We start from the raw sequence: 25,747 nt of genomic DNA on the forward strand, positions 1-25,747 counted from the left end.
ACTCTAAGAGAGAGGGAGATCCAAGATCTCGGCCGCCCGTCCCCGTCGCCGCTCCAGCCACAACCGTTCCGCCGGGGCCGGGTCCAGGGCCAGAGCCCGATCGTAAGCCAACAACGCCTCGCCGCCGCGGCCCAGCCGGGCCAGCAGGTCGGCGCGCACGGCGTGGAACGGGCCGAAGTCGCGGAAGGCGACGGAGTCCAGCCAGTCCACCTCGGCCAGGGCCTGGGCCGGCCCCGTCACCTCGGCCACCGCCACGGCGCGGTTCAGCCGCACCACCGCGTCGTCGCGCCACCGCAGCAGGGCGTCGTACAGGGCCAGCACGGCCGGCCAGGGCGCGGGCTCGGCCAGGCTGGCGCGCGAGCACCAGGCCGCGTGGATCGCGGCTTGAAGCTGCCTGGGCCCCGGCCGGCGGCGGCGGGCGGCGGCGTGCAGCAGGACCTCGGCCTGGTCGATCAGCGGTCGCCGCCACAGGGCCGGATCCTGCTCGGACAGCGGCGTCATCGCCCCGCCGTCGTCGAGCCGCGCCGGGCGTCGGGCCTCGGCGTAGCGGACCAGGGCGGCGAAGGCCAGGCATTCGGGCTCGTCGGGCAGCAGGTCGGCCAGCACCGCGGTCAGGTCCAGCATCTCCTTGGCGTAGCCGGCGTGCTGCCCGGCCCCGGCCGCGTCCTCGTGGGCCTTGGCGTAGGCGATCTCCAGGGTCGACAGCACCGCCCCGATCCGCTCGGGCCAGGCCTCGGGACCGGGCACCTCGAAGGCGATGCCGGCCTCGGCGATCTTGCGCTTGGCCCGCACCAGCCGCTGGGCCAGGGTGGGCTCGGCCACCAGGAAGGCGCGGGCGATCTCCTGGGTGGACAGGCCGCAGACCAGGCGCAGGGTCAGGGCCGCGCGGGCGTCGGGCGCCACGGCCGGGTGGCAGCAGACGAAGATCAGCCGCAGCCGCTCGTCGGGGATCAGGCGGGCGTCGTCGATCATGGCGTCCTCCGCGCTGGGGGGCGGCGCCGGCGGGTCGGGGACCAGCCGGGTCCGCACCCCGCGCCGCCGCAGCATGTCCAGCGCCCGCCGCTGGGCGACGCTGTAGAGCCAGGCGGCGGGATCGCGCGGCTCGCTCTCTTTAGGCCAGCTCTGGGCCGCGGCCAGGCAGGCCTCGGCGAAGGCCTCCTCGGCCAGGTCCAGGTCGCGGAACTTGGCGGCCAGGGCGGCGATCACCCGGCCGCCGTGCGCCCGGGCCGCCTGGTCGAGGAGACCCCTGCCCATCGCGGTCAGGTCGTCCCGTCAATGATCGGCCGGACCTCGACCGAGCCGTCGCCGGCCAGGGGCAGTTTGCGGGCCCAGGCCAGGGCTTCGTCCAGGTCGGCCGCCTCGATCAGGTAGAAGCCGCCCAACTGCTCCTTGCTCTCGGCGAACGGTCCGTCGTGCAGGCCGCACTGGCCGCCGGCCCAGCGCACTGTGGTGGCGGTGTTGGTGGTCTTCAGCCCCGCGCCACCCCGCAGCAGGCCCTTCTCGACCAGTTCGGCCGCAAAGGCCTGGTGCTGGGCGATGATCTCCTTCCAGGCGCGGCCGTTCTCGTCGCGATAGGCTGTCTCGTCCTCGTAGATCAGCAGGGCGTATTGCATGGATCGGTCCTCCTCGATGGCCGGGTCGGCGGGAGCGCCGCCCGGTCTCGGATCAGAGACGGGGCAGCCTGGCCGGACTCGACATTCGCCCGCAAGTTTTTCGGCGCGCCCGGTCGTCAGCCTCAGGCGACGTCGTGGGCGATGGCCCGGATCTCGACCTTGCCGCCCGGGATCTGCGGGATCTTCCGGGCCCAGGCCTCGGCGGCCGCCATGTCCGGCGCCTCGACTAGGTAGAAGCCGGCCAGCTGCTCCTTGGTCTCGGCGAATGGCCCGTCATGGACCACGTGGCCGTCGGCGGTCTGGGCGATGGTGCGGGCCGACGGGGTATTGACCAGCCGCGCGCCCAGCCAGGCCGTGCCGCCGGCCCGCAGTTCCGCCTGCAGCGCTTCGTGCGCGGCGATGACGCCCGGCTTGATCGGATCGGTCTCGGGCCGCGCCCACTCGGCTTCGCTGGAATAGATCATCAGCAGGTACTTCATCGAACCCTCCGTCGGCGCACGGGCGCGCGCCCTCGCTGAAAGACGCGCGAGGTTGGGCGGATTCGACAGGGACGGTGAAGAAAGTCGAGGGGATAGGTCCTCCCCCTGTGGGGGAGGTGTCGGCGCAGCCGACGGAGGGGGGAGTATTCGGAAGGCGGCCGGATCCAGGATCGACGATCCCATCACTCCCCCCACCGGCCTTCGGCCGCCTCCCCCACAGGGGGAGGGCTTACGGATCCTACCCCGCCAGCGTCTCCAGGAATCGCACCGGCGCGCCCGTCCCTTCCGCCACGATCTCGTCGTCGCGCATGACCACGGTTCCGCGCACGATGGTCGCCACCGGCCAGGCCTTGGCCTCGAAGCCGTCGAACGGGGTCCAGCCCGAGCGGGTGGCCATCCAGTCGTGGGTGATGACCCGCCGGGCCTTCATGTCGATGATGGTGAAGTCGGCGTCGAAGCCCTCGGCGATGCGGCCCTTGTCGGCCAGGCCGAACACGCGGTTGACCCCGTGGCTGGTCAGGTCGACGAAGCGCTCCAGGCTCAGCCGGCCGTCCACCACATGGGTCAGCATGATCGGTACCAGGGTCTGGACGCCGGGCATGCCCGAGGGCGAGGCCGGATAGGGCCGGGCCTTCTCCTCGCGGGTGTGGGGGGCGTGGTCGCTGCCCAGCACGTCGGCGATCCCCGTTTCGATGCCGCGCCAGACCCCGGCCACGTGCTCGGCCGAGCGGATCGGCGGGTTCATCTGGGCGAAGCCCTTCAGCCGCTCATAGGCCTCGGGCGCGACCAGGGTCAGGTGCTGGGGGGTGACCTCGACGCTGGCCACGTCCTTGTTCCGGGCCAGGAAGTCGATCTCCTGGTGGGTGGTGACGTGCAGCACGTGGATGCGCTTGCCCAGGCGCTTGGCGATGTTCACCAGGCGGTGGGTCGACTGCAGGGCGGCCTGGGCGTCGCGGACCTCCGGGTGGCTGGTCCAGTCCCCGGGACGGGCCAGGCTGCGGCGCTCGGCCAGGCGGTATTCGTCCTCGGAATGGAAGGCGGCACGACGGTTGACGTGCCGCAGCACGTTCTCGACGCCCTCGTCGTCCTGGACCAGCAGGGTGCCGGTCGAGGCGCCCATGAACACCTTGATGCCGCAGCAGCCCGGCAGGCGCTCCAGCTCGCCCAGGAACGTCGCGTTCTCGTGGGTGCCGCCGACATAGAAGGCGTGGTCGGTGTGCATGCGGCCCTTGGCGCGGGCCAGCTTGTCGGCCAGGGCGTCCGGGTCGGTCGTCGTCGGCTCGGTGTTGGGCATCTCGAACACCGCCACCACCCCGCCCAGGGCCGCGCCGCGCGAGCCGCTCTCCAGGTCTTCCTTCCACTCCAGGCCCGGTTCGCGGAAGTGGACCTGGCTGTCGATGACGCCGGGCAGCACGGTCAGGCCGGCGGCGTCGAACACCTCGCCGGCGCTGGCCTGGGACAGGTCGCCGATCGCGACGATCTTGCCGCCGCGCACGCCGATGTCGGTGAAGCCGCGGCCCGCGTGGTTGACCACCTCGCCGCCGCGCACGATCAGGTCGAAGGTCTGGGTCATGGGCGCGGCTCCTGCCAGGTCTTGGGAAGGTCTGAGGCGGTCTAGGCGCCCACCCTAGCCGCCGCAAGACGAAATATCGCCCGCTTGCGACATTGACCGCCGCGCGCGACGGGCGCACCTCCCCGTCGTTTCCTCAAACAGCGACGAGGCTCCGATGGACTTCTCCAGACTCCAGGCCGCCAGCAAGGTCACGGACGAGTGGAAGTATCCGCAAGCCCGGCCCAACCGCACCGGGATGCTGCCGGTCGACCAGGCGCCCGACCACACGCTCTACTGGGAGGAATACGGCGATCCCGACGGTGAGCCGGTGATGTTCCTGCACGGCGGGCCGGGCGGGGCTTGCGCGCCGGTGATGTCGCGGTTCTTCGATCCCGAGCGCTATCGGGTGATCCTGTTCGACCAGCGCGGCTGCGGCAAGAGCACCCCGACCGTGGCCTCGCACGGCCCGGCCGTCGCCCTGGTCCGCAACGACACCGACCACCTGGTGGCCGACATCAACGCCTTGCGCGACGCTCTCGGCATCCAGGGTCCTATGCACGTGTTCGGCGGCAGCTGGGGCAGCACCCTGGCCCTGGTCTACGCCATCCGCCATCCCGAGCACGTGGCCTCGCTGGTCCTGCGCGGCGTCTTCCTGGGGACGCGCGAGGACCTGCTCTACATGTACCAGGGCAACGCGGCGGTGTTCGACAGGACGCCCTACGCCCTCAGCGAACCGGGCGCCTACGTGGCCTATCCCGACGAGTGGAAGGCCTTCGTCGAGGTCATCCCGCCCGAGCAGCGCTGCGACATGATGGGCGCCTACAAGGCGATCTTCGATTCCACGCCGGGCGACGAGGCCGGCCGCCAGGCCCAGCTGCGCGCGGCCCTGGCCTGGTCGGTCTGGGAAGGGGCGATCTCGAACATGATCCCCGAGACCGGCGACCCGGGAAAGTTCGGCGAGGCCGACTTCGCCCTGTGCTTCGCCCAGATCGAGGCCCACTTCTTCGCCAACGACCTGTTCCTGAAGCCGGACTACATCGTCCGCAACGTCGCGCGGATCGCCCGGCTGCCGATCCATGTCGTGCACGGCCGGTTCGACCAGGTCTGCCCGCTGACCCAGGCCTCGCGGCTGGTCGCCGCGCTGGCGTCGGTCGGCGCCGCCCCGGCCACCTATGTGCGCACCAACGCCGGCCACAGCGCCATGGAGGCCCAGACCGTGATGGCCCTGACGGCGATCATGGATGGGTCGGCGCGGATTTAGGCCCCCAGGACCCGTCATCCTTGTTCCGAGGATCCCTGCTTCAGCCGCGAAGAAGGATGATCCGTGAAGCGGTGAGATCGCGGCTTAGCCCAAGCGACAGCTCGGCCGACAGAGGGGTCCTCGGAACAAGTCCGAGGATGACGGGCGTGGGGGAAAGTTAGGGTCATGGCCGGGGACAGGCGCATGCGCCTGTCCCCGTTCGTGGTGGGGTCCTAGATGCGGTCGGCGTCGATGGCGTCTTCGGACGTCGCGGCGTCTTCCGCGGGCGCCGCGTCCTCGACCACGGCCTGAAGCTCGGGCGTCACCGCCGCGTCCTCGACGGTCGGCTCGGCCGCGTCTTCCTCAACCGCCTTCGCCTTGACCTCGGCCAGCAGGGCCTTGGCCGCCTTGACCACCGTGGTCACCGGCAGGTCGCTCATGTGGCGGATGGCCTGGGACAGGTCGGGATCGACCGCCAGAAACTGCTCGAAGCTGCGCGGACCACGCACGGCCTTGGTCAGCGGCCCCCAGGGGCCATAGCGGCGCTCGTCCGAAGGGCCGAACAGGCCGATCGTCGGGACGCCCGCCGCGGCGGCGATGTGCATCAGGCCGCTGTCGTTGCCGATGAACAGGTCGGCGCGCTTAAGGGCGGCGTAGGCGGTCAAGAGGTCGACCTTGCCAGTCAGGTCGACATAGCGGCCGCGGGCCGAGGCCATGCGCAGCTCCTCGACCATCCGCCCGTCGCCGGGACCGCCCAGGATCAGCAGCCGCCCGCCGGCCAGCGCCCCGCCCGGACCCAGCAGCTGCTGGGCGGTCTGGGCGAAGCGCTCGATCGGCCAGATCTTGCCGACCCAGTTGGAGGCCGGGCCGACCGCCAGGATCGGGCCCGCCGGCTCGCCCGGCCGCGGCGCCAGGAGTTGGTCGGCCAGGGCCTGGACGTCGGGGGTGATGTAGAGGTGCGGGGCCGGCGGGTCGCCTTCCAGCTTCAGCACCTTGGCGGCCTCGACCACCTTGTGGATCGGCTCGCCGGTGTTGCGCTTCCAGACCGCGCGCTTCTCGCGGCGCAGGAAATAGGCCGTGCCCGAACCGCGCAGGTCGACGACCAGGCCCCACTTGCGGTGGCGCACCTGGTTCCACAGCTTGAACCAGTGGCCCTTGCCCTTGCCCTTTTCCATGACGATCACCCGGTCGAGCCCGGGCACGTGGGCGAAGAGCGGAGCCGCCAGAGGCCCGGAGACGATGGTGAAGCGGGCGTTGGGGATCTGGTCGGCCAGGAACTTGATCAGGCCGGACGACAGCACGGCGTCGCCAATCCGCGTGGCGGTGATGAAGAGAATCGGGAAGGCCCGCTGTGTCATCGGAGCATGTATAGGGCGTCCGGCGAGTCGGCGCATCCCTCGATAACGGCTCAGCTTTCTGTTCCTGGAAGGGGTGGCGCGAACACGTGCGACGCGCCACATGTGGCGCATGAGCCAGATCGCTATCGCCCCCCTGACCAGCCGCGCCGTCATCGCCGTAACCGGCCCTGACGCGAAAAGCTTCCTCAACGGGTTGCTGACCCAGGAGATCGAGACTCTCGCACAGGGCGAGCTGCGCTTCGCCGGCCTGCTGACGCCCCAGGGCCGGCTGCTCTACGACCTCTTTGTCGTAGGCTTGGAGGAAGGCGTACTGCTGGACGTCGCGGCCCAGCACCGCGATGCGATCCTGATGCGGCTGACGATGTACAAGCTTCGGGCTAAAGTGGAGTTGACGGCCGTGAACTTGACGGTTTTCGCCGCTTGGCCCGCTGAAGGCCACACAGATCCCCGCCTGCCCGCCCTAGGCTCGCGCCTCTACACCCGCGACCTCGAAACCACCGCCACCGAGGACGACTACGAAGCCCATCGGCTGGCGCTGGGCGTGCCCGGCCCCGCCGACTGGGGGATCGACAGGACCTATCCGATCGACGCCGACTTCGACCTGCTGAACGGCGTCGACTTCAAGAAAGGCTGCTTCGTCGGCCAGGAGACGACCAGCCGCATGAAGCGGCGGGGCGCGATCAAGAACCGCATGCTGCCGATCGCCTTCGACGGCCCGCCGCCCGCCTTCGGCGCCGAGGTGCTGGCAGGAGATCTGCGGGCCGGCGAGGTGCTGTCGGGCCGCAACGGCCGCGCCATGGCGCTGCTGCGCCTGGACCGCGTCGCCGGCGCGGCGCTGACGGTGGACGGCCGCGCTGTGACGGTGGATTGGCCCGGCTGGGTTCCGGCGATCGTAGCCAGTTGAACCGCCATGAACGACCTCGTCCTTCGACAAGCTCAGGATGAGGTCGAATGATATGCCCCGCCCAGACTCAACTACGACGCTTCAGTAGAAATCCTCATCCTGAGCTTGTCGAAGGACGAGGATTTCGGCTCCGCGAGAGGTCTGGCAGCGCATCCCAGTCACCGCGGATCACCGCTTCCTTCTTGGCTCGGCTCCAGCCTTTCAGGCGGCGCTCCCAAGCGATGGCGTCGACGATCTGATCGAAATATTCGCTCCAGACCAGAACGACCGGTCGTCGCTTGTAGGTGAAGGCCTTGGGATCTGCGCCTTGGTTGTGTTCCGCCGCCCGCGTCGACGGATCGTCGCCGCGATGCGAGCCGACATAGTACATGCCGTCCGCGCACTTCAGGATGTAGACTCAGGCGCCGTGCACGACCTCGTCCTTCGACAAGCTCAGGATGAGGTCGCAGTAAGTCACGGCGAGCGCGAAGCGCCAAGAATGTTCTTGAAAAGTTCCAACTGATCGGGCCAAGCTCCGCCCCATGACCGAACTCCAACGCTGCATCTGGCGGGGCATGAACGGCGACCCGTTCTACGAGGCCTATCACGACACCGAATGGGGCGTGCCCGAGTACGATTCCCGCGCCCTGTGGGAGAAGCTGGTGCTGGACGGGTTCCAGGCCGGGCTGTCGTGGATCACCATCCTGCGCAAGCGCGAAGCCTTCCGCGCCGCCTTCGCCGATTTCGATCCCGACAAGGTGGCCCGGTTCGGCGACGCCGACCGCGCCCGGCTGATGGCCGACGCCGGCATCATCCGCTCCAACGGCAAGATCGACGCGGCGATCTCGGGCGCGCGGATCTATTGCGACATGCGCGAGCGCGGCGAGGACTTCTCCGCCCTGCTGTGGGACATGGTCGGCGGCAAGCCGGTGCAGAACCACTGGACCGGCGGCGACGTCCCGGCCCAGACGCCCCTGGCGGTCGACATGGCCAAGATGCTCAAGGCCAAGGGCTTCAAATACTGCGGACCGGTGATCGTCTACGCCTTCATGCAGGCCACGGGCCTGGTCAACGACCACCTGACGACCTGCTTCCGGCACGAGCAATGCCGCAAGCTGGCGCGGTAGGCGTCGGCGCCCGTCATGGCCCCGTCGATCTTCTGACGCTCTACTGTTGCGGGAATCTGGCATATGGGCGCAGTGGAGAGCTTGACCATGCGCCCCGCCCGTTTCCCTTCCCGACGCCTCGCGGCGATCGCGGCGGCGTTCGCCGCCGGCGCCGGCCCGGCGTTCGCCGAGGTCTCGGCGGATCCGCCGGGGGCGGACCTGCGAGGCCGGCTCTACGACTGGGCCGACGGCGTGCTGGTGGTGGCGCACCGCGCCTGCCATGCGCCGGCCCCCTCGCGCGGCATGACGGCGGCCCTGCCGGAAAACTCGCTGGCGGCGCTGGATCGCTGCCTGGCCCTGGGCGTCGACATGGTCGAGATCGACATCCGCCGCACGGCCGACGGCGCGCTGGTGGTGCTGCACGACCCGACCGTCAACCGCACCACCGACGGCCACGGCCGGGTGTCTCAAATGAGCCTGCGGCAGGTCCAGGCGCTGCGGCTGAAATCACCTAGCGGCCGGTCGGGCGAGGCTCCGCCGACCCTGGAGGCGTTCCTCGCGCGCGCCCAAGGTCGCATCCTGGTCAATCTCGACGTCAAGGAGCCGATCGCCGAGCAGGTGGCCCAGATCGTCCTGGCCAGCGGCGCCGCCGGCCAGGTGCTGGTCAAGGCCCGGCCCGAGCCGGACGCCGCTCCCATGGCCGACCTGCCGCCCTATAGCGGCCTGGCCTTCATGCCGATGGTCGGCGCCGTCAATGGACGCGCGGCGCGCGACCCGGCCGGGATCACCGCCCGCCAGGTGTCGGCCGAGAACCGCGTCCCGGCGATCGAGCTGTGCGACCTGCGGCGCTCGGACTTCAAGGCCGTGCGCGCCGCCGCACGCCTGGCGCGGGTGCGGTTGTGGAGCAACGCCTTGGCCGGCAAGGGCCTGAAGGGTTTCTGGGCCCGGGCGCGCGCGGGCGGCGCGGCGGCCGACGGGCGGCGCACCTGGGCGCGGCTGGTCGACGACGGGGTCAGCGTCATCCAGACCAACCGGCCGGCGGCCCTGCTCGACTATCTCGACGCCCGAAGCCTGCGCGGTCGCGCCCCGCCCCTCGTCAACGCCGCGCTGTAGGCGACCCCAGCGGCGCGGCCAGGCGCCGCCAGCCGTCGTCCAGCCAGGGCGGGACCAGCCGCCGCGCCCCCGAGGCGCCGAGGTGGTCGTCGTCGAAATAGACCGGACGGCCGTCGATCACGCCGGCGCATCCGTCGTCCCGGCACAGCGTATCGGTGGGGAAGACGGCGACGACGCCCGGGCGGTCCTCGACCGCGGCGCGGATCGCCGCCTCGGCGGGCATGGCCCGGGCCAGGGGCGGACCGGCCGGGGCCCGGGCGCAGACCTCCGGACGACCGCCCAGTTGGCGCTGCTGGGCCAGGCATTCGGGCGGGGCCAGGGTCAGTTCCGGCACGGGGCCGATCACCACCACCCGCAGGTCCGGCCGGCGCCGGGCGATGGCGTCCAGCGTCGCGCCGAGGGCGGCCGACAACTCCGGCCTAGCGCCGAGCCGGGCCGCGGTGTCGACCGCCACGCGCGGCGAATTGACGTCGTAGAACGGCGGCGTGTCGCGATAGAGCGGCCAGCGGGCGGCCAGCACCACCAGGGTCAGTCGGCGGTCAGCGGCGATCTGGTCCAGGGTCCTGGCGGCCCAGGCTTCGCAGCCCCGGTCGAGGCGCCCGAACACCCGCACCCGCACGCCGGCCAGCGGCGGACAGCCGCCCCGGGCGACTTCGCGCACACTCCAGTCCCGGGCCCGCGCCCAGGCGACCACCCCCGGGGTGACGGCGTCGGCGTGGGAGTCGCCCCAGACCAGCACCTGGTCGCCCCCGGGACCGGGCCGGACACCCGGCGTTGCGCCGAACCGGCATTGGTCGGGCGAGGCCTTGTCCGCGCCCTCGAAACAGACCTTGCGGGCCGGATTGACGTCGGTTTCTTCCAGGTCGGCCAGGGCCCGGGCGTCCGGCGACAGGCGTTGGGGCAGGCCGTGGCCGAGGAACAGCGCCGCTCCGGCCGCGATGGGCGCCAGCAACAGCGGCAGGACGCCGCCCAGCCGCCGCCAGGGACGGTCGACCGGGCCGCGCCGCAAGGGCTGTTCGACGAAGCGCCAGGTCAGGACGGCGAGGCCCAGCGAGAGCGCCACCACGCCCAGCCGCTGGACGATCGTCAGGGGCTGTTGCGCCACGTCGGCGGCCAGCACCAGCAGCGGCCAGTGCCACAGATAGAGCGAATAGGACACGCGCCCCAGAGCCACGACCGGGGCGGTCCGCAGGAGCGCCGCCGCGCCGGGCGTCGCGTCCTGGCCGCTCCAGACCAGCAGCGCCGCGCCCAGGCAGGCCGGCACGGCGCCCAGGCCGGGGAACGGGCTGGCCTGGTTCAGCGCGACCAGGCTCCAGGCGATGGCCAGCAGGCCGCTGGCCGCCGCCAGGTTGGCGGCTCGGGAATCGCCGGGCGGACGTACCAGGCCCAGGGCCAGGATCCCGCCGGCCAGGAACTCCCAGGCCCGGGTCGGCAGGTAGAAGAAGGCCGCGACCCCGCCGCCGCCGGCCACCATCACCTGGGCCAGCACCAGCGACGCCGCCAGCAGCGCCAGGGCCGGCCCGGCCCGCGCCCGGCGCAACGCGCCCAGCGACAGCAGCGCGATCAGAGCCGGCCAGACCAGGTAGAACTGCTCCTCCACCCCCAGCGACCACAGGTGCAGCAGCGGGTTCTGCTGCAGGGACGGCGCGAAATAGCCGGGGCTCTGGGCGGCCAGGACATTGGCCAGGAACAGGCCCGAGGCCGCTGCTGCCGCGCCGGTCTGGGCCAGCAGGCGCGGCATCTCGATCCAGACCGCCAGGGCGACGGTGACCAGCGTCACCAGGACATAGGCCGGCACGATCCGCCGCGCCCGGCGCAGGTAGAACCCGCCCCAGGAGAACCGCCCTTCGTCGCGGGCCTCGGCCAGGATGCGGGTGATCAGGAAGCCCGAGATCACGAAGAACACGTCCACCCCGACGAAGCCGCCGGGCAGGACGGCGGGAAAGGCGTGGTGGATCACGATGGCCGCCACGGCCAGGGCGCGCAGCCCGTCGATATCGCGTCGGTAAGCCTGACGCCGTTCGTGACCGTGCTGCATTGTCGCCCTCGACTTACGTCTGTAATCTACAGTGTCGCGATCCGACGAATTGGGTCAAGATTGTTTATTACGAATGTAATTATTTTGCGGCGCACAGTTTTCGCGTAACCGCCGCGCACGCACGCTCTTTCCCCGTTCCCTCGAAACGGACTATGAGCAGGCCGTGCCCAAGTCCCCCGCCCCCGCCCGCACGGGCCCCGACATGATGCTGGAAGCCGCCTGCGGCCCCGGCCACGTCTGCGGCGTGGACGAGGCCGGGCGCGGCCCGTGGGCCGGACCGGTCAGCGCCGCGGCGGTGATCCTGGATCCCGCCCGGGTGCCCAGGGGTCTGGACGACTCCAAGAAGCTGACCGCCAAGGCCCGCGCCGCCCTGGAGATCGAGATCAAGCAGGTCGCGATCGCCTGGTGCGTGGGCCTGGCCAGCGTCGAGGAGATCGAGGCGCTCAACATCCTGCACGCCGCCGGCCTGGCCATGCGCCGGGCGATCGAGGGGCTTTGCGTCCAGCCGGCCATGGCCCTGGTCGACGGCAACTACGCGTTCAAGCTGCCCTGCCCGATCAGGACGGTGGTCAAGGGCGACAGCCTGTCATGCTCGATCGCCGCGGCCTCGATCCTGGCCAAGGAAGCCCGCGACCGGATCATGGTCGAGATGGATACGGTCTATCCCGGCTACGGCTTCGCCGGCCACAAGGGCTATCACGCCGCCGTCCATGTCGAAGGGCTGCGCAGACTGGGCCCTTCGCCGATCCACCGGATGGGCTGGGCGCCCGTCAAGCTGGCCCTGGCTGGAGAACTCGGGCTGGGCGAGCTGAGCGACGCGGCGTTCGACGACGAGCTGGGCGCCTGACCAGCCGCTAGGAAACCACCGCCAGCTTTCGAACCGGCCTGTAGCTCAGCCCGTAGTCCAGCAGAACCACCCCGCGCTCCAGCGCCTCGACGCCGTTCAGCCGCATGTCCCGCAAGCCCCGCGCGCAGCGGGGATACAGCGACCGCCCCTCGCCCAGCAGCACCGGGGCGACCAGCAGCTCCAGCCGGTCCAGCGCCCCGGCCTCGATCATGCCCGCCATCAGCCGGCCGCCGCCCACCACCCAGACGTCGCCGTCGTCCAGACCGCGCAGATAGTCGACCAGGGCCGGCAGGCCGTCGGTCCAGAACCGCGTCTTCTCGCGCACGCTGGCCCCGCGCCCCGAGGTCAGCACCAGGCCGCGCTTGCCGGCATAGGGCCAGCCGATCCCCAGGCTGGGGATCAGGTCGTAGGTACGCCGGCCCATCACCACGGTGGCGACCTGGTCGATGAACCGCTGGTAGCCGTGCTCGACCGAGACGAACGGCGCCAGCGCCGCGACGCTTCCGTCGGGGTCGGCGACAAAGCCGTCCAGGCTGGCGGCGATCAGTCCGCGAATGACGGCCATGGCTCCCTCGAAATCCGGCGCGAAAGTCGAGCCGCCAGCATTTCAGAACATTTCAGGAACATCAAGTATCGCGCTGACGATGCTGGATTTTCTGAGTCCGGTCAGACTCAATTCGCCGACGACGCGCAGGGTTAACGGCCGATAACCATGTCCATCAACACACTATTTACTAGCTAGACTCATGATTCCGCTCAGTGTTTTTGACGGGAAGCGGACATGTCCTTCGGGCCTGAAACCATCATCCAGGGCGACTGCATCGAGGCGATGAACGCCCTGCCCGAGAAGTCCGTGGACCTGATCTTCGCCGATCCGCCCTATAACCTGCAGCTAGGCGGCGACCTGCTGCGTCCCGACAATTCCAAGGTCGACGCGGTCGACGACCACTGGGACCAGTTCGAAAGCTTCGCCGTCTACGACAAGTTCACCCGCGAGTGGCTGAAGGCCGCCCGCCGGGTGCTGAAGGACGACGGCGCGATCTGGGTGATCGGCAGCTACCACAACATCTTCCGCGTCGGCGTGGCCGTGCAGGACCTGGGCTTCTGGATCCTCAACGACGTGATCTGGCGCAAGTCCAACCCGATGCCCAACTTCAAGGGCACCCGCTTCGCCAACGCCCACGAGACCCTGATCTGGGCCTCCAAGAGCCAGGGGGCCAAGCGCTACACCTTCAACTACGACGCCCTGAAGATGGCCAATGACGAGGTGCAGATGCGCTCGGACTGGACGCTTCCGCTGTGCACCGGCGAGGAGCGCATCAAAGGCGCGGACGGGAACAAGGCCCACCCGACCCAGAAGCCCGAAGCCCTGCTCTACCGCGTGATCCTGTCGACCACCAAGCCGGGCGACGTGATCCTGGACCCGTTCTTCGGCGTGGGCACCACCGGCGCGGCCGCCAAGCGCCTGGGCCGCAGGTTCGTCGGCATCGAGCGCGAGGCCGAATACATCGCCCACGCCAAGGCGCGCATCGCCAAGGTCGTGCCGATCGCGCCGGAAGACCTGGACGTCATGGGCAGCAAGCGTTCGGAGCCGCGCGTGCCGTTCGGCAATATCGTCGAGGCCGGCCTGCTCAATCCGGGCGACACCCTCTACTGCGCCAAGGGCGCCCACGCCGCCAAGGTGCGGGCCGACGGCTCGATCACCGTGGGCGACCTGTCCGGCTCGATCCACAAGATCGGCGCCCTGGTGCAGTCGGCCCCGGCCTGCAACGGCTGGACCTACTGGCACTTCAAGACCGACAAGGGCCTGGCCCCGATCGACGTCCTGCGCAGCCAGGTGCGGGCGGGGATGAACTGACCCTTTTCCTTCTCCCCTTGCGGGAGAAGGATACTAGACCAGCCGATCCCGTCCTGCCTTCGCCGCCTTCAGGAACACGCTGGGCAGGGCGGCCAAGCCCTCCGGCGCGGTCCAGACGAAATCCCCTTCGCCGTTGGACTCGGCCCGCAGCACCCGCAGAGTCAGGGCGAAGTGAGTGAAGACGTGCTCCACCGTCCCGAAGTCGCGCCAGGCGCCGGCGACCGGCGCCGCGGCGGCCGCCTCGGCGTCGGTCCAGGGCGTCGCGCGCCAGTCGCTGGTCGGCAGGCCCAACATGCCGCCCAGCAGGCCCCTGGGCGGACGCCGCACCAGAGCGGTGGTGTCGCCCCGGGTCAGCACATAGGCCACACCGAACCGCCGGGGCCGGTCGGCCTTGCGGGTCTTGCGCGGATAGGTCTCCGGCGCGCCCGTCCTGAAGCCCTCACACCACGGCTGGACCGGGCAGCGGTCGCACAGCGGCTGCTTGGGCCGGCAGATCGTGGCCCCCAGGTCCATCAGCGCCTGGGCCCAGTCGCCGGGGCGCCCATGGCCCTTGGCACCGGTGACCAGCTCGCCGGCCAGGCGCTTGAGTTCGGGCTTGGCGTCGGGAACCGGATCCTCGACCGCGAACAGCCGGGCCATCACCCGCTCGACATTGCCGTCGACGACATTGGCCGGGCGGTCGAAGGCGATGGCGGCCACGGCGGCGGCGGTGTAGGCGCCCACGCCCGGCAGGGCTCGCAGGCCTTCTTCGGTGTCGGGAAAGACTCCGCCGTGCCCGGCCGCCACGGCCCGGGCGCAGGCCAGCAGGTTGCGAGCCCGGGCGTAGTAGCCCAGTCCCGCCCAGGCGGCCATCAGCTCCCCGTCCTCCACCGCCGCCAGGTCCGACACCGTCGGCCAGCGCTGGGTGAAGGACAGGAAATAGGGCGTGGCGTGCGGCACCGTGGTCTGCTGCAGCATCACCTCCGACAGCCAGACGCGGTAGGGGTCTGACCGCGCCCCGGCCTTGCCGGCCGCCGGCCCGGTGCGCCAGGGCAGGTCCCGCGCCTGGGCGTCATACCAGGCCAGCAGGGCGGCGCGGAGGGCGGGGATGTCGAGCATGAGGCTCGTATGGCAGACCGCGCCCGAGCCTGTCATCCCGAATGGGCCGCCCCTCTGGCGGGGACAGGCCCATGGGCCTGTCCCCAACCGCGAACTCGGATGACGGCATTGGGACCTTCCCCCGCCTCTGCTAACCTCCCGCCATGCGCCGTCGCCCCCTGCCCACCGCGGAAGAAGCCCTCGAGATCCTCAAGCGCCGCCGCACGCGTCCGCAGCGGCGACCGCCGCCGCCGGCCGGCAAGTCGCTGGCTCCGCTGATCAAGCAGCTGGACGAGAAGTTCGGCCAGGGACCCGCCGTGCTGAAGGCCCGCTGGCGCGAGATCGTCGGCGAGACCCTGGCCCGCCGCACCGAACCCGTGCGCGTGATCAAGAGCCGCACCGGCGAGGGCGGCACCCTGGAGCTGCGGGTCGACGGGCCGGTGGCTTCGCTGATCCAGCACCAGGCGCCGCAGATCACTCAGCGCCTGGACCTGCTGCTGGGCAAGGGCACGGTGACCAAGCTGCGCATCGTCCAGGGACCGGTGAAGGCCCCCGCTGCTCCTGTCGCCGTCGCCTCGCGCCGCAAGCCGCCGCTGGACGCCGCCCAGGAGCGCGACCTGGCCGACAGCCTGGCCAGCCAGCCGGACGGCGGCTTGAAGGACGCCCTGCTGAAGCTGGGCCGCGGCGTGCTGCGCGATCCGCGCTGATCCGTCTCGCTGGCAAGGCCTCACTGGATTGACAACTGGACGTTCGATAGGCTGATGCGACGCCTTATCCGCGCCCTTTTCACGCGACTAAAGAATCGCGCTTAACTTCACTGTTCACGCCTCTTCCAGGGAAGATCACATGCGTCCGCTGACCCGCCGGCTCCTGACCGCCGTCGCCCTCACCGCCTCTCTGGGCGTCGCGCTCGCCGGCTGCGACAAGAAGGAGTCGGTGTCCGCCGACGACATGTCGCTGGGCAACGCCAACGCCAAGGTCACGGTCGTCGAGTACGCCTCGGCCTCGTGCGTCCACTGCGGCCGCTGGAACAACGAGGTCTTCCCGGCCTTCAAGGCCAAGTACATCGACACCGGCCGCGTGCACTACGTCTATCGCGAGTTCCTGACCGAGCCTGTCCAGGTGGCCTCGGCCGCGTTCCTGATGGCCCGCTGCGCCGGCAAGGACAAGTATTTCTCGGTGCTCGACTCCGTCTACCACTCGCAGGAAGAGATGTTCACCACCGGCGACTACCGCGGCGTGCTGCTGCGCATCGCCCAGTCGGCCGGCATGGACGAGGCCCAGTTCACCAGCTGCGTGACCGACGAAAAGGCCCTCAAGGCCCTGAACGCCCGGGTCGAGAAGTACCAGGCCGACGCCAAGATCACCGGCACCCCGACCTTCGTCATCAATGGCAAAAAGGCCGGCGGCGACGACGGCGGCGAGCAGTCGATGGCCCAGCTGGACGCCGCCATCGCCGCGGCCGAGGCCGCCGCGAAATGATCCTCGACCGGCGCGCCTTGATCGGAACGGGTCTAGCGGCCTCGGGCGCGGCGATCGTCGCCGCGCCGACGATCGCGCGCGCCGCGCCGCTGCCGCCGGCCGAGGGCGACATGGCCCTGGGCTCGCCCAAGGCCAAGGTGCAGGTGGTGGAGTACGCCTCGCTGTCCTGCACCCACTGCGCCCACTGGAACAACGAGGTGTTCCAGGCCTTCAAGGCCCGGTTCATCGATACGGGCAAGGCCCGCTACGTGTTCAGGGAATTCCTGACCGAGCCCGCCCAGTTCGCCGCCGCCGGCTACCTGCTGGCCCGGCGGGCGGGGCCGGGCCGCTATTTCCAGGTGATCGACGCGGTCTTCAAGCAGCAGGCGGCGATCTTCGAGAGCCAGGACCTGTGGGGCGGCCTGCTGAAGATCGGCAAGAGCTTTGGCCTGACCGAAGAACAGTTCACCGCCGCCCTGCAGGACAAGGCGGGGCTGGACGCCGTCAACGCCCGGGTCGAGAAGGCCGCCGAGCGCGACAAGATCCAGTTCACCCCGACCTTCTTCGTCAACGGCCAGCGCTACGAGGGCGGCCTGCCGATCGAGACCTTGGCCGGCGCGATCGCCAAGGCGGCGCAAACCAAGCCCGGCAAGGGCTGAGGGGCGGGCGCGCGCCGTGCAATTCCAGCGCCTGCGCCTTTCGGGATTCAAGTCCTTCGTCGAGCCGACCGAGTTCCGGATCGAGCCGGGCCTGACGGGGATCGTCGGGCCGAACGGCTGCGGCAAGTCCAACCTGCTGGAAGCCCTGCGCTGGGTGATGGGCGCCAATTCGGCCAAGGCCATGCGCGCGGGCGGCATGGACGACGTGATCTTCGCCGGCAGCGGCGCCCGCCCGGCCCGCAACCACGCCGACGTCACCCTGACCATCGACAACGCCGACCGCACGGCGCCGGCCCAGTTCAATGACGATCCGGTGCTGGAGGTGGTGCGCCGCATCGATCGCGGCGAGGGCTCGACCTATCGCATCAACGGCCGCGAGGTGCGGGCGCGCGACGTCCAGCTGCTGTTCGCCGACGCCTCGACCGGCGCCAACTCGCCGGCCCTGGTCCGCCAGGGCCAGATCAGCGAGCTGATCGGCGCCAAGCCGCAGAACCGCCGCCGCATCCTGGAAGAGGCGGCCGGGGTCTCGGGCCTGCACACCCGCCGCCACGAGGCCGAGCTGCGGCTGCGGGCCGCCGAGGCCAATCTCTCACGGCTGGAGGACGTGGCCCGCGAGCTGGAGACGGCGCTCGGCCGCTTGCGCCGCGAGGCCCGCCAGGCCGAGAAGTACAAGCGCCTGTCGGCCGAGATCCGTGCGGTGCAGGGCGCGGTGCTCTACACCCGCTGGACCGAGGCCCGCGACACCCTCAACCGCACGCAGAGCGAAGCCACCGAGGCCGCCCGCGCCGTCGAGGACACCGCCCGCGCCGCCGCCGCCGCCCAGACCGCGATCCTGGCGGCCGAGACCGCCATGCCGCCGCTGCGCGAGGAGGCCTCGATCGCCCAGGCGATCCTGGGCCAGCTGGCCATCCAGAAGGACCGAGCCGAGCGCGAGGCCGAGGCCGCCCAGGCCGAATTCGAGCGGCTGTCGGCCGACCTGGCCCGCATCGACGACGACCGGGCCCGCGAGGCGCAGGGCCTGCAGGACGCCGTCCAGGCCCTGGCCCGCGCCGACGCCGAACTGGCCGAACTGCGGGCCCTGATCGCCGCCGCGCCGGCCCGTGGTCCTGAGCTGGCTGCCGCCGCCCAAGCCGCCGAGGTCGCCCGCGCCAAGGCCGACACCGAGGTCGAGCAGTTGGCGGCCCGCGCCGCCGCCGAGGACGCCCGGGCCCGCGCCGCCGCCCAGCGGCTGGCCGAGGCCGAGAGCCGCCTGGCCCGCACCGTCCGCGCCCTGGACCAGGCCAAGGCCGAGCGCGCCGCCGTCGGTCCCGTGGTCGACCCCACCGCCGCCGAGGCCCGCCAGCGCTTCGCCAACGCCGAGGCGGGACTGGCGTCAGCCCGGCAGGCTCTCGAGGAGGCCGAAGCCGTCCGCGTCAAGGCCGCCGCCGCCGAGGCCCAGGCCCGCGACCTGGCCCGCAAGGTCGAGGACCAGCTGGGGCGGCTGCGCACCGAGGCCCGGGGCCTGGCCCAGCTGACCGCCCCGCGCGCCAAGAGCGGCTTCTCGCCCGCCTTGGACGCGGTGACGCCCGAGAAGGGCTACGGCGCGGCGCTGGCCGCCGCGCTCGGCGACGACCTGGAGGCGGCGCTGGATCCCCGCGCCCCGTCGTTCTGGGCGGGCGGCGAGCCCAAGCCCGTGGCCTGGCCGGACGGCGCCCGGCCGCTGGCCCCGCTGATCAAGGCTCCGCCGGAGCTGGCCGCCCGGCTGTCGCACGTCGCCGTGGTCGAGCGCGCCGACGGCGACCGCCTGGCCAAGGGCCTGCCGGTCGGGGCGCGGCTGGTGTCCCGGGAAGGCGACCTGTGGCGCTGGGACGGCTTCACGGCCCGGGCCGATGCGCCCAAGCCGGCCGCCGTCCGCCTGGAGCAGCGCACCCGCCTGGCCGAGGTCGAGGCCGAGATCGACCAAGTCGCTCCGCGCGCCGAAGCCGCGACCGCCGCCCTGAAGACGGCCGCCGACGCCCTGCGGGTCGCCGAAGAGACGTTGCGCGACAAGCGTCGCGGCCCGCCCGAGGCCGAGCGCCTGCTGACCGGCGCGCGCGAGCAGGTGGCCCGCTACGAGCGGGAGTCCGCCCAGCGCGAGGCCCGCGCCCAGTCGCTGGACGACACCATCGCCCGCTTCGAGGCCGAGCGGGTCGAGGCCGAGGCCGCCCTGGCCGCCGTCCGCGCCGAGAGCGCCGGGGTCGAGAGCGCCGAAGACCTGGCCCCGCGCCTGGCCGCCGCCCGCCAGGCCGCCGCCGCCGCCCGCGAGGCCGCCGCCGCCGCCCGCTCGGCCCTGGACCAGGAAACCCGCGAGACCGCCGGCCGGGCTCGCCGTCTGGAGAGCCTGGAACGCGACCACGCCGACTGGGCCAAGCGCCGCGAAGCCTCGGCCCGGCGCGAGACCAGCCTCGACGCCGACCGGGTCAAGGCCGCCGCCGCCCTGGAGGCCGCCCGCGAGGCCCCGACCGTGCTGGCCGGCAAGCTGGTGGTCATCGTCGAGCAGTTCGCCGCCGCCGAGGATCGCCGCGCCAAGGCCTCGGACGCCCTGGAGGCCGCCGAGACCGCCCGCCTCAACGCCGACCGCGCCGCCCGCGCCGCCGAACAGGCCGCTTCGGAAGCCCGCGAGAAGCGCGCCGGCCTGGTGGCCACCCTGGACGCCGCCCGCGACCGCTTCGCCGAGGTGGCTGGGGCGATCCGCGAGCAGGCCCGCATGGAGCCGGAGGAACTGGGCCGGCACGTGGCCGGCGAGGCCGTGGCCGTGCCCAAGGACGCCGCCGGGGTCGAGGCTCACCTGTTCGCGCTGGAGCGCGAGCGGGACGCGATCGGCCCGGTGAACCTGCGCGCCGAGGAGGAGGCCAACGAATACGCCGCGCGGCTGGAGACCATGCGCACCGAGCGGGCCGACCTGTCGGGGGCGGTGGGCAAGCTGCGGGCCGGCATCGAGGAGCTGAACGCCGAGGGCCGCGAGCGCCTGCTGGCGGCGTTCGATGTGATCAACGCCAACTTCCAGACCCTCTTCCAGGCCCTGTTCGGCGGCGGCCAGGCCGAGCTGAAGCTGATCGAGAGCGACGACCCGCTGGAGGCCGGGCTGGAGATCTTCGCCTGCCCGCCCGGCAAGCGCATGGCCAGCATGAGCCTGATGAGCGGCGGCGAGCAGGCCCTGACCGCCAGCGCCCTGATCTTCGGCGTCTTCCTGGCCAACCCCGCCCCGATCTGCGTGCTGGACGAGGTCGACGCCCCGCTGGATGACGCCAATGTCGACCGCTACTGCAACATGCTGGACGAGATGCGCCGCCGCACCCGCACGCGGTTCATCGCCATCACCCACAACCCGGTGACCATGAGCCGGATGGACCGCCTGTTCGGGGTGACCATGGCCGAGCGCGGGGTCAGCCAACTGGTCAGCGTGGATCTCAGCACGGCGGAGCAGCTGGTGGCGGCGCAGTAGGATTCTCTAGATCCTCCCCCCGTGGGGGAGGTGTCGGCGAAGCCGACGGAGGGGGGAGTGATTGGCAGGCCGCCAGATCTACGATCGACGATCCTAAAACTCCCCCCACCGATCGCTTCGCGATCACCTCCCCCACAGGGGGAGGGGCTTAGTGGGTGAAAAGCCCGACCACCGCATGCCGCAACGGGTTGGCCGGGTCGCTCAGCAGTTTCACCGCCATCGCGCAGGACATCACCACCAGCAGCGGCCGGATCAGCCGGGCTCCGAACCGCATGGCCAGCCGCGAGCCGACCTGGGCGCCCAGGAACGCCCCCGCCGCCATGGCCAGGCCGATCGGCCAGATCACCGCGCCCTTCAGGATGAACAGCGACAGGCTGCCTAGGTTCGAGGCGGCGTTGGCCAGTTTTGTGTGGGCTGTGGCCTTCAGCGCGCCGTAGCCCAGCAGGGTGACGATGGCCACCATGTAGAAGGCGCCCGCCCCCGGTCCGAAGATCCCGTCGTAGAAGCCGATCAGCGGCGTCACGCAAAAGGCGAAGACCGGCAGGGTCAGGCGCGGATGGACGTCCTCGCCCTTCAGCCCCTTCGAGAAACCGAAATAGAGGGCGATGACGATCAGCAGCACCGGCACCAGCGCCGCCAGCACGCGCGGCGACAGCAGGCTGGCGCAGAGGGCGCCGCACAGGCCGGCGACGGCCGCCGCGCCGGCGACCGGCAGGGCGGTCTTCCAGTCGATCAGGCCGCGCCGGGCGAAGGCGGTGGTGGAGGACAGCGCGCTGACCGCGCCCTGCAGCTTGTTGGTGCCCAGGGCCGCGACGGGGTTCATGCCGGTCAGCAGCAGGGCCGGCACGGTCAGCAGCCCGCCGCCGCCGGCGATGGCGTCGAACGCGCCCGCGACGGCCGCCACGGCGAACATCGTGGCCAGCAGGGCGAAATCGACGTGCATCTCTCAGCCCTCGCATGGTCCGCCCTCAAGACGGGCCGGGACCACGCGACAGAGCGAGCAGGTGTTCGTCGTGGATTACTTCTGGCGCGCCTTGCGGGCGGCGTACTTGGCGTCGCGGGCGGCCTTCTGCTCGGCGGCGGTCAGGGCCTTGCGCTCCTTGCGCTCGGCGCGCTTCTCGGCGAGGGCGGCCTCTTCGCGGGCCAGGATTTCCTGGCGGGCGGCTTCCTTGATCGCGGCGCGCTCGGCGCGGACCCGTTCCAGCTCGGCTTCGCGCTCGGCGTGGCGCTGCTCGAAATTGGGGTCCTGAACGGTGGGCTTCACCTTCATCTTGGCCAGCATGGCCTTCTTGGCTTCGGCGGCGGCGGTGATGCGATCGGCGAAGCCGGTGTTCTTCAGGTGCGACATGAATCTTCTGGTTGGTGGAAAGTGCGCTCCTAAGACCCCAAAACGCCGGAAAAAGCAATTGATGATCCCCGGCGCGACCATTCGCGCCGGGGATCTCGAGCGTCACTTCTCGATTCGGTAGACCGTGTAGCTGTGCGGCGCGACCGCGGCGGCGAACTCGGTGCGGGCCGGCACGCCCTGGCGACGCCAGGCGTCGGCCTTGCCATCGGGCGCCTTGGCCTGGACCAGCTTGCCGGTGGCCATGTCGCGCAGCTTCACCCCCGCCCCCAGCAGCGACAGGTTCACGTCCGTGTCGTCGTCGCGGAACGACTGCACCACGAAGGTCCCGTTGTCGTAGGCGAACAGGCTGACCCTATCGGGCGCGTCCAGCCGCACCGGAAAGTCGCGCTGCAGGTAGCGCTTGATCTCGGTCGTCACCCCCTGGGGCAGGTTGTAGAGGTCGCCCGGGTTTTCGGGCATGGTGATCACGTAGAGCACCCCGCCGCCGTAGCGGTTCATCAGCAGGATCGGGAAGCCCTTGGCGTTGGCCACGCCGCGGATGATCCCCCAGCTGTCGTTGGTGTAGAAGGCCAGCTCCGGGAACAGCACCGGCGGGTTGTCGCGCCCCTGGTCGTTCAGGCTCTCGCCGTTGCCCGCGCCGTAGCCGTTGAGGAAGTCGTGCAGGGCCACCTTGCGGCCGGTGTCGCGCACCTCGAGAATGTCCTCGATCCCCTTGCCCTGCAGCGCGCCCAGCAGGCCCGAGGTGATGAACACCGTCTTGCCGGCCAGCAGGTTGCCCTTGATCTCCTCGACGATCTTCGGGTCCTTGGCCGCCGCCTGGGTCAGCAGGGCGACGTCGGCGCCGTTGGGGAAGTTGGGCGACAGCTCGATCGGGATGCCGATATTGCCCAGATAGTTGTGCAGGAAGTCCTCGCCCGACGACTGGTAGGGCTTGTAGCTGGCGATGCCGATCGGATTGCCCAGCAGGCCCAGGTCCTTGTCGATCTTCTCCAGCGACCAGCCCGCCGCGCGGCCCCAGCCGGGACCGGGATCGCCCGCCTGGCCCGACGGCCTGTAGCTGGCGACCATCGCCTTCCAGTCGAAGCTGGTGGCCTTGCCCTTCCAAGGACGCGCGCCCGGCTCGACGGCCTTGGCCTCGTTCATCGGCCGCCAGTTGAACAGGGTGATCTCCGGCGCCTTGGCCAGCAGGGTGTCCCACAGCTGCTCGGCGTAGCGGTCGACATAGAGGGTCGAGAAGGTGTCGACCCAACCGCCGCCGTTGCCCTTGCCGCCGTTGGAGCCTTTGGGGCGAATGTTGTCGTAGTAGCGGACGATCGAATAGCTCTCGTACTGCTGCAACAGCTGGTCGGTGACCACCGGATCGCGGGTCTCGGTGCCGGTATAGATGCCGTCGAACATCTGCGACTGCTTCTCCAGGTCGTAGCCCGTGCCCTGGAAGTGCTCGTACCAATTGGGGTACTTGATGATCATCCGCACCTTGGGATTGACCGCCTTGGCCGGGCCCAGCACCAGGTCCTGGCTGACCTTGCGCATGGTCTCCAGCCGGTACTGGCTCCAGCCGCGGTCGCCCTTGGCGGCGATGTCGGCCGGGCTCTTGGAGGTGTAGAAGAAGAAGTCGTCGAGGATCACTTCGTCGAAGTGCTTGGCCGCCAGGCGCACGGCCTTCTCGCACTCGGCCCGGTCGGCGGGCTTTTCGTAGTCGAAGGTGCCGAACTGGCCGCCCTCGCCGCCCGCCGCCAAGGTGATCCCGCCGGCCACGGTGACGCCGCGTTCCTCGAACCAGCCCTTGACCCGCTCGATCTGCTCGTCGGTGGCGAAGTTCTTGTCGCGATAGACCTCCAGATAGACCTTGTCGAAGTGCAACTGGCGGCTGGCGCGCTCGAACTCGCGGTCGAAGGTGGCCTTGTCGGCCAGCTCCTTGGCGTTGTTGACGGCGATATAGATGGCGGCCCGGAAGTTCTTGTAGGCCGGCAGGGGCTGCGGCTTGGCGGCGGGCGCGGCCTGGGCGCTCGACGACAGCGCGGCGGGCGCGAGGAGCGCGCACAGCGCCGCGGCGCCGAGCAGACTGCGGGGGACGCGGATCATGACTGGTTCTTCCCTCAATGAGCCCGCCGGCGCATTGAGGCGTCCGGTCATGGTTGCGGTACCATAGGGTTGGCGCGACGGGCGAGGCGAGGGAAATCTGTGGACCGCGTCCAAACCACGGGCGACGACGCCCCCGTTCCGCGACGGAACCGCCCGCCTCGAACCGTCCCCGATCACGTAAGGGCGCGATGATTCCGGCGCCCGGTTCTAAAATCTCCAAAAACCATTATAAAACGGCCACTTGACGGGATACCCGCCAACCTTGACGCACCGCAGCGCGCCCTATAGGTTCCGCCGCGATCAAGCCGGCCGGAAAACCGCCTCTTTTGGGGCGGCCGCGGGCGTTATCGGACCTGACCGCTTCCCATGCCCAAGGCCGACGAACCGAACGACAAGGCCCCGCAAAGCCTCGACGCTCGGATCGCCGCTTTCGAGGCGCGGAAGGCGGCGGAAGCGCCGGGACGCGCCGAGCACGAGAAATCGTCCCAGGACGGCTATCGTCTTCTGGCGGACCTGATCGGGGGCGTTCTGGTGGGGCTCGGCTTCGGCTGGCTGCTCGACCGCTACGCCGGCACGGGGCCCTGGGGCATGGTCGGCGGTCTGCTGATCGGCATGGGATCCTCGATCTACATCGTCGTCCGCAAGGCGACGAAACTGAGCGCGCAGGCGTCGGCCAAGTCCGCCAAGGACGTAACCGACGGAGACACGGGAGGCGGGTCTACCGCCCCCAAGCAGAAGAGAGACTAGGGCCTTGGCCACGCCGATCGACCCGATGCACCAGTTCATGATCCAGAAGATCGTGGAGCTGCCGTCCTTTACTGTCCCGGGCCTGGGCGCGATCGACCTGTCGATCACCAACTCGATCGCCGCCATGCTGCTGTCGGCGTTCCTGATCGTCACCTTCTACGCCTTCGCCGGCAAGGGCGCCGTGGTTCCGGGCCGCCTGCAGACCGTGGGCGAGATGCTCTATGGAATCGCCGACGGCCTGACGAGCTCGATCATCGGCCACGACGGCAAGAAGTACCTGCCCTTCGTGTTCACCCTGTTCGCCTTCGTGCTGTTCGCCAACCTGCAGGGCATGCTGTTCGGCTGGACCGGCAACTTCCTGGGCTTCACCTCCACCTCGCAGCTGGCCGTGACCCTGACCCTGGGCATGATGGTCATCCTGACGGTGATCGCCGTCGGCGTGGCCAAGAACGGCTTCAAGTTCTTCAAGCTGTTCGCCCCGTCGGGCGTGCCGTGGCCGCTCTACATCATCCTGGTGCCGATCGAGATCATCTCGTTCCTGATCCGCCCGATCACCCTGGCGCTTCGTCTGTTCGGCAACATGCTGGGCGGCCACGTGGTGCTGAAGATCTTCGCGACCTTCGTGGCCATCCTGCTGGCCATGGCTCCGGCCTACTGGCTGGTGGGCCTGCTGTCGCTGACCTCCGTCGTCGCCCTGACGGCCCTAGAGTTCATGGTGGCCTTCCTTCAGGCCTTCGTGTTCGCGGTGCTCACCTGCGTCTATCTGAACGACGTCGTGCACCTCGACAGCCACTGATCAACCTTTAGTCTTTCAACCAAC

General features: G+C 70.6%; 24 protein-coding genes. 12 read left to right on the forward strand and 12 right to left on the reverse strand.

From position 1 onward, the window contains the following. Nucleotides 1-3: 3 nt before the first annotated feature. The 4 genes from ACSQ2G_RS05365 to ACSQ2G_RS05380 all read right to left on the reverse strand — a co-directional run bounded on the left by ACSQ2G_RS05365 (nucleotide 4) and on the right by ACSQ2G_RS05380 (nucleotide 3,665). Nucleotides 4-1,254 carry an RNA polymerase sigma factor gene (locus ACSQ2G_RS05365; protein ID WP_436028954.1) on the reverse strand — a complete coding sequence of 417 codons (1,251 nt, stop codon included), beginning with the start codon at nucleotides 1,252-1,254 and terminating at the stop codon, nucleotides 4-6. Between the two features lie 5 nt (nucleotides 1,255-1,259). After that, nucleotides 1,260-1,613 carry a YciI family protein gene (locus ACSQ2G_RS05370; RefSeq protein ID WP_436028956.1) on the reverse strand — a complete coding sequence of 118 codons (354 nt, stop codon included), beginning with the start codon at nucleotides 1,611-1,613 and terminating at the stop codon, nucleotides 1,260-1,262. A gap of 122 nt (nucleotides 1,614-1,735) precedes the next feature. Next, nucleotides 1,736-2,092 carry a YciI family protein gene (locus ACSQ2G_RS05375; protein WP_436028958.1) on the reverse strand — a complete coding sequence of 119 codons (357 nt, stop codon included), beginning with the start codon at nucleotides 2,090-2,092 and terminating at the stop codon, nucleotides 1,736-1,738. A gap of 238 nt (nucleotides 2,093-2,330) precedes the next feature. Beyond that, entirely contained in the window at nucleotides 2,331-3,665 is a 1,335-nt protein-coding gene (locus ACSQ2G_RS05380; protein WP_436028960.1) for a dihydroorotase, read from the reverse strand. Between the two features lie 154 nt (nucleotides 3,666-3,819). On the opposite strand from ACSQ2G_RS05380, the gene pip reads away from it, so the two are divergent. Further along, on the forward strand, nucleotides 3,820-4,905 hold the full coding sequence (gene pip / locus ACSQ2G_RS05385; RefSeq protein WP_436028962.1) for a prolyl aminopeptidase: 1,086 nt from the start codon (nucleotides 3,820-3,822) through the stop codon (nucleotides 4,903-4,905). 212 nt (nucleotides 4,906-5,117) lie between these two features. Here pip and ACSQ2G_RS05390 read toward each other — a convergent pair whose 3' ends face one another. Then, nucleotides 5,118-6,242, reverse strand: coding sequence for a glycosyltransferase family 9 protein (locus ACSQ2G_RS05390; protein WP_436028964.1), 1,125 nt, complete (start codon nucleotides 6,240-6,242; stop codon nucleotides 5,118-5,120). A 109-nt stretch (nucleotides 6,243-6,351) separates the two neighbouring features. Here ACSQ2G_RS05390 and ygfZ point away from each other — a divergent pair, with 109 nt between their 5' ends. After that, on the forward strand, nucleotides 6,352-7,146 hold the full coding sequence (ygfZ, locus tag ACSQ2G_RS05395) for a CAF17-like 4Fe-4S cluster assembly/insertion protein YgfZ (RefSeq protein WP_436028966.1): 795 nt from the start codon (nucleotides 6,352-6,354) through the stop codon (nucleotides 7,144-7,146). A 94-nt stretch (nucleotides 7,147-7,240) separates the two neighbouring features. Here ygfZ and ACSQ2G_RS05400 read toward each other — a convergent pair whose 3' ends face one another. Further along, complete coding sequence (locus tag ACSQ2G_RS05400) at nucleotides 7,241-7,516, reverse strand: GIY-YIG nuclease family protein (RefSeq protein WP_436028968.1); 276 nt, start codon at nucleotides 7,514-7,516, stop codon at nucleotides 7,241-7,243. Nucleotides 7,517-7,667: 151 nt separating this feature from the next. Here ACSQ2G_RS05400 and ACSQ2G_RS05405 point away from each other — a divergent pair, with 151 nt between their 5' ends. Further along, on the forward strand, nucleotides 7,668-8,252 hold the full coding sequence (locus ACSQ2G_RS05405; protein WP_436028969.1) for a DNA-3-methyladenine glycosylase I: 585 nt from the start codon (nucleotides 7,668-7,670) through the stop codon (nucleotides 8,250-8,252). Nucleotides 8,253-8,339: 87 nt separating this feature from the next. Continuing rightward, nucleotides 8,340-9,344, forward strand: coding sequence for a glycerophosphodiester phosphodiesterase family protein (locus ACSQ2G_RS05410; RefSeq protein WP_436028971.1), 1,005 nt, complete (start codon nucleotides 8,340-8,342; stop codon nucleotides 9,342-9,344). Here the strand turns inward: ACSQ2G_RS05410 and ACSQ2G_RS05415 are convergent. Next, nucleotides 9,328-11,382: an acyltransferase family protein gene (locus ACSQ2G_RS05415; RefSeq protein ID WP_436028973.1), complete on the reverse strand. Its 2,055-nt coding sequence runs from the start codon at nucleotides 11,380-11,382 to the stop codon at nucleotides 9,328-9,330. The genes ACSQ2G_RS05410 and ACSQ2G_RS05415 overlap by 17 nt on opposite strands. Nucleotides 11,383-11,584: 202 nt before the next feature. On the opposite strand from ACSQ2G_RS05415, the gene ACSQ2G_RS05420 reads away from it, so the two are divergent. After that, entirely contained in the window at nucleotides 11,585-12,229 is a 645-nt protein-coding gene (locus ACSQ2G_RS05420) for a ribonuclease HII (RefSeq protein ID WP_436030512.1), read from the forward strand. Nucleotides 12,230-12,236: 7 nt separating this feature from the next. On the opposite strand, the gene ACSQ2G_RS05425 is transcribed toward ACSQ2G_RS05420, so the two are convergent. Continuing rightward, the gene (locus ACSQ2G_RS05425) at nucleotides 12,237-12,794 is read right to left on the reverse strand and encodes a dihydrofolate reductase family protein (protein WP_436028975.1); all 558 of its coding nucleotides are present in this window, start codon (nucleotides 12,792-12,794) and stop codon (nucleotides 12,237-12,239) included. Between the two features lie 216 nt (nucleotides 12,795-13,010). Here ACSQ2G_RS05425 and ACSQ2G_RS05430 point away from each other — a divergent pair, with 216 nt between their 5' ends. Beyond that, entirely contained in the window at nucleotides 13,011-14,087 is a 1,077-nt protein-coding gene (locus tag ACSQ2G_RS05430) for a site-specific DNA-methyltransferase (RefSeq protein WP_436028977.1), read from the forward strand. Nucleotides 14,088-14,120: 33 nt separating this feature from the next. On the opposite strand, the gene mutY is transcribed toward ACSQ2G_RS05430, so the two are convergent. After that, entirely contained in the window at nucleotides 14,121-15,185 is a 1,065-nt protein-coding gene (gene mutY / locus ACSQ2G_RS05435; RefSeq protein WP_436028979.1) for an A/G-specific adenine glycosylase, read from the reverse strand. A 143-nt stretch (nucleotides 15,186-15,328) separates the two neighbouring features. Here mutY and ACSQ2G_RS05440 point away from each other — a divergent pair, with 143 nt between their 5' ends. The 4 genes from ACSQ2G_RS05440 (at nucleotide 15,329) to ACSQ2G_RS05455 (ending at nucleotide 20,747) form a co-directional block, all read left to right on the forward strand. Then, complete coding sequence (locus ACSQ2G_RS05440) at nucleotides 15,329-15,871, forward strand: DUF721 domain-containing protein (protein ID WP_436028981.1); 543 nt, start codon at nucleotides 15,329-15,331, stop codon at nucleotides 15,869-15,871. Between the two features lie 139 nt (nucleotides 15,872-16,010). Beyond that, nucleotides 16,011-16,646 carry a thioredoxin domain-containing protein gene (locus ACSQ2G_RS05445; RefSeq protein WP_310083481.1) on the forward strand — a complete coding sequence of 212 codons (636 nt, stop codon included), beginning with the start codon at nucleotides 16,011-16,013 and terminating at the stop codon, nucleotides 16,644-16,646. Continuing rightward, on the forward strand, nucleotides 16,643-17,284 hold the full coding sequence (locus tag ACSQ2G_RS05450; RefSeq protein WP_436028984.1) for a DsbA family protein: 642 nt from the start codon (nucleotides 16,643-16,645) through the stop codon (nucleotides 17,282-17,284). The genes ACSQ2G_RS05445 and ACSQ2G_RS05450 overlap by 4 nt, the downstream gene beginning before the upstream one ends. A gap of 16 nt (nucleotides 17,285-17,300) precedes the next feature. Continuing rightward, the gene (locus ACSQ2G_RS05455) at nucleotides 17,301-20,747 is read left to right on the forward strand and encodes an AAA family ATPase (protein ID WP_436028985.1); all 3,447 of its coding nucleotides are present in this window, start codon (nucleotides 17,301-17,303) and stop codon (nucleotides 20,745-20,747) included. A 148-nt stretch (nucleotides 20,748-20,895) separates the two neighbouring features. Here ACSQ2G_RS05455 and ACSQ2G_RS05460 read toward each other — a convergent pair whose 3' ends face one another. From ACSQ2G_RS05460 to ACSQ2G_RS05470, 3 genes are all read right to left on the reverse strand, one after another. Further along, complete coding sequence (locus ACSQ2G_RS05460; RefSeq protein WP_436028987.1) at nucleotides 20,896-21,690, reverse strand: TSUP family transporter; 795 nt, start codon at nucleotides 21,688-21,690, stop codon at nucleotides 20,896-20,898. Nucleotides 21,691-21,765: 75 nt separating this feature from the next. Then, nucleotides 21,766-22,095, reverse strand: coding sequence for a DUF6481 family protein (locus tag ACSQ2G_RS05465; RefSeq protein ID WP_035076867.1), 330 nt, complete (start codon nucleotides 22,093-22,095; stop codon nucleotides 21,766-21,768). A gap of 102 nt (nucleotides 22,096-22,197) precedes the next feature. Beyond that, complete coding sequence (locus ACSQ2G_RS05470) at nucleotides 22,198-24,180, reverse strand: hypothetical protein (protein WP_436028989.1); 1,983 nt, start codon at nucleotides 24,178-24,180, stop codon at nucleotides 22,198-22,200. Nucleotides 24,181-24,546: 366 nt separating this feature from the next. Between ACSQ2G_RS05470 and ACSQ2G_RS05475 the strand changes: the two genes are divergently transcribed. Both ACSQ2G_RS05475 and ACSQ2G_RS05480 read left to right on the forward strand, forming a co-directional pair. Next, nucleotides 24,547-24,927 (forward strand): AtpZ/AtpI family protein, encoded by a 381-nt coding sequence (locus ACSQ2G_RS05475; RefSeq protein WP_057185642.1) that lies wholly within the window; start codon nucleotides 24,547-24,549, stop codon nucleotides 24,925-24,927. A 25-nt stretch (nucleotides 24,928-24,952) separates the two neighbouring features. Then, the gene (locus tag ACSQ2G_RS05480; protein ID WP_436030514.1) at nucleotides 24,953-25,723 is read left to right on the forward strand and encodes a F0F1 ATP synthase subunit A; all 771 of its coding nucleotides are present in this window, start codon (nucleotides 24,953-24,955) and stop codon (nucleotides 25,721-25,723) included. The last annotated feature ends 24 nt before the right edge of the window (nucleotides 25,724-25,747 follow it).

Source organism: Caulobacter sp. LjRoot300, assembly GCF_964253875.1.
In the GTDB taxonomy this organism is placed as follows: Bacteria; Pseudomonadota; Alphaproteobacteria; order Caulobacterales; family Caulobacteraceae; genus Caulobacter.

Coding starts and splice junctions, on each gene's coding strand:
- ACSQ2G_RS05365 (WP_436028954.1), bottom strand. CDS start 1,254: ATGGGCAGGGGTCTCCTCGACCAGGCGGCCCGGGCGCACGGCGGCCGG.
- ACSQ2G_RS05370 (WP_436028956.1), bottom strand. CDS start 1,613: ATGCAATACGCCCTGCTGATCTACGAGGACGAGACAGCCTATCGCGAC.
- ACSQ2G_RS05375 (WP_436028958.1), bottom strand. CDS start 2,092: ATGAAGTACCTGCTGATGATCTATTCCAGCGAAGCCGAGTGGGCGCGG.
- ACSQ2G_RS05380 (WP_436028960.1), bottom strand. CDS start 3,665: ATGACCCAGACCTTCGACCTGATCGTGCGCGGCGGCGAGGTGGTCAAC.
- pip (WP_436028962.1), top strand. CDS start 3,820: ATGGACTTCTCCAGACTCCAGGCCGCCAGCAAGGTCACGGACGAGTGG.
- ACSQ2G_RS05390 (WP_436028964.1), bottom strand. CDS start 6,242: ATGACACAGCGGGCCTTCCCGATTCTCTTCATCACCGCCACGCGGATT.
- ygfZ (WP_436028966.1), top strand. CDS start 6,352: ATGAGCCAGATCGCTATCGCCCCCCTGACCAGCCGCGCCGTCATCGCC.
- ACSQ2G_RS05400 (WP_436028968.1), bottom strand. CDS start 7,516: ATGTACTATGTCGGCTCGCATCGCGGCGACGATCCGTCGACGCGGGCG.
- ACSQ2G_RS05405 (WP_436028969.1), top strand. CDS start 7,668: ATGACCGAACTCCAACGCTGCATCTGGCGGGGCATGAACGGCGACCCG.
- ACSQ2G_RS05410 (WP_436028971.1), top strand. CDS start 8,340: ATGCGCCCCGCCCGTTTCCCTTCCCGACGCCTCGCGGCGATCGCGGCG.
- ACSQ2G_RS05415 (WP_436028973.1), bottom strand. CDS start 11,382: ATGCAGCACGGTCACGAACGGCGTCAGGCTTACCGACGCGATATCGAC.
- ACSQ2G_RS05420 (WP_436030512.1), top strand. CDS start 11,585: ATGATGCTGGAAGCCGCCTGCGGCCCCGGCCACGTCTGCGGCGTGGAC.
- ACSQ2G_RS05425 (WP_436028975.1), bottom strand. CDS start 12,794: ATGGCCGTCATTCGCGGACTGATCGCCGCCAGCCTGGACGGCTTTGTC.
- ACSQ2G_RS05430 (WP_436028977.1), top strand. CDS start 13,011: ATGTCCTTCGGGCCTGAAACCATCATCCAGGGCGACTGCATCGAGGCG.
- mutY (WP_436028979.1), bottom strand. CDS start 15,185: ATGCTCGACATCCCCGCCCTCCGCGCCGCCCTGCTGGCCTGGTATGAC.
- ACSQ2G_RS05440 (WP_436028981.1), top strand. CDS start 15,329: ATGCGCCGTCGCCCCCTGCCCACCGCGGAAGAAGCCCTCGAGATCCTC.
- ACSQ2G_RS05445 (WP_310083481.1), top strand. CDS start 16,011: ATGCGTCCGCTGACCCGCCGGCTCCTGACCGCCGTCGCCCTCACCGCC.
- ACSQ2G_RS05450 (WP_436028984.1), top strand. CDS start 16,643: ATGATCCTCGACCGGCGCGCCTTGATCGGAACGGGTCTAGCGGCCTCG.
- ACSQ2G_RS05460 (WP_436028987.1), bottom strand. CDS start 21,690: ATGCACGTCGATTTCGCCCTGCTGGCCACGATGTTCGCCGTGGCGGCC.
- ACSQ2G_RS05465 (WP_035076867.1), bottom strand. CDS start 22,095: ATGTCGCACCTGAAGAACACCGGCTTCGCCGATCGCATCACCGCCGCC.
- ACSQ2G_RS05470 (WP_436028989.1), bottom strand. CDS start 24,180: ATGATCCGCGTCCCCCGCAGTCTGCTCGGCGCCGCGGCGCTGTGCGCG.
- ACSQ2G_RS05475 (WP_057185642.1), top strand. CDS start 24,547: ATGCCCAAGGCCGACGAACCGAACGACAAGGCCCCGCAAAGCCTCGAC.
- ACSQ2G_RS05480 (WP_436030514.1), top strand. CDS start 24,953: ATGCACCAGTTCATGATCCAGAAGATCGTGGAGCTGCCGTCCTTTACT.